Annotated in this window: 1 protein-coding gene; it reads left to right on the forward strand. The window is 46.3% G+C overall.

Features of this window, described 5'->3' with window-relative positions; genetic code table 11:
• On the forward strand, positions 1–1,775 hold a 1,775-nt coding region (locus CWC18_RS18035; protein ID WP_138593656.1), incomplete at both ends, for an amino acid adenylation domain-containing protein.

The following is a 1,775-nucleotide window of genomic DNA, read 5'->3' on the forward strand; positions in this document are numbered from 1 at the left end:
CAATTATTATCAGAGCTATCACTTGTTACACCAGCTCAAGCAGAGTCATTACAAGCACAAGGCTTTGGAGACGAATTTGTAGCGTATTTATCGGGCACCGAAACTCCGATATATATTCCCAATGGAAAAGCACCGACTTTACGAGCTGAGCAATATCAAGATGTTGTTTCAACATTAAACCAGCTGGCTGAGCAAACGCCGGATGCGGAAGCCGTTGCGTGTGATGGTCTCAGTTATACATTTAAAGAGTTGTATGAGAAATCATCGCAATTGGCGCATTATTTGCGTGAGCAAGGGGTGGTTGCAGAGCAGAGAGTGGGAGTTGCGTTAGAGCGTAGCCGCGACTTACCAGTGGCCTTTTTAGCGATATTAAAGGCGGGAGCGGTGTATGTGCCAATGGATTTAAGTTATCCAGAGCAACGCTTAGCTTATATGATAAAAGACAGCCATATGCAGCATATATTGGTGTCAGATAACCGTATCGCAGGACTTGCAGGAGAAGCAAAGTTACATTGTTTACCAGAGATAACGCTCAATGATAGTTGGCAAATGGAGACGGTGTATCCAGCGCAAGGGGCGTATGTTATTTATACCTCGGGCTCGACGGGTAATCCAAAAGGGGTGTTGGTAAGTCGAGGTTCAATAGGGATGCATTGTCGTTCAATAGGGCGTCGTTATGGCTTAAGCGCATCAGACAGAGAGTTGATATTCATGTCATTTTGTTTTGATGGTGCACATGAACGGTGGTTATCAGCCGTGACACATGGCGGTACAGTGGTTATTAGGCCAGAAAAACAGTGGGACTTACAAGAGACGTATGAAAATATGCACGCACAGCGTGTGAGCGTGGTGGTATTCCCACCGGTATTTTTACGAGAGTTGGCTGCGTATGTTGAACAAATAGGAAATCCTCCACCGGTTCGAGTGTATTGCTTTGGTGGAGATGCGATGCCACAAGCCTCTTTTGAACTTGCTCAGCGAGTTTTAAAACCGGCATTCTTTATTAATGGCTACGGTCCAACAGAGACAGTGGTAACGCCGTTGACGTGGAAAGCGTTACCAGGAAGCAGCTTTGACAGTGTGTATGCGCCGATAGGTGAGGTGTTAGGGCAACGTCAAGCATGGATATTGGATGACCAATTAAACCTAGTACTGCCGGGTATGATAGGTGAGTTATACATGGCGGAAGAGGTCGGTTTAGCGCGGGGTTATTTGAATCGTCCCGATTTAACGGCAGAGCGTTTTGTGGCGGACCCGTTTAAAGCAGATGGCTCACGCTTATATCGCACCGGAGATTTGGTACGCTGGAATGCGGATAATCAAATGGAGTATTTGGGTAGGACAGACCATCAAGTTAAAATCCGAGGTTTCCGTATAGAGTTAGGGGAAATAGAGTCCTTATTACGTAAATCAGCGGGAGTGAATGAAGCGGTTGTTATCGCGGATGATACGCCGTCGGGCAAGCGTTTAGTGGGATATGTATCAGGGCATAACGAAGATTTACTGGATGTGGTTTCCCTAAAGGCGACGCTAGCACAGCAATTACCAGATTATATGGTACCCAGTGTGTTAATGGCGCTGCCGGTGCTGCCAACAAATAGTAACGGTAAGATAGATAGAAAAGCGTTACCCACGGCACAATTAGAAAGTGAGAAAGCTTATGTAGCACCAGAAGGGGAGCTTGAAACATTATTGGCTGACATTTGGCGTGAGGTGTTAGGCGTTGAGCAGGTGGGGCGTTTTGATAATTTCTTTGCGCTAGGTGGGGATTCAAT

This window comes from Pseudoalteromonas aurantia (assembly GCF_005886875.1).
GTDB lineage: Bacteria > Pseudomonadota > Gammaproteobacteria > Enterobacterales > Alteromonadaceae > Pseudoalteromonas > Pseudoalteromonas aurantia_A.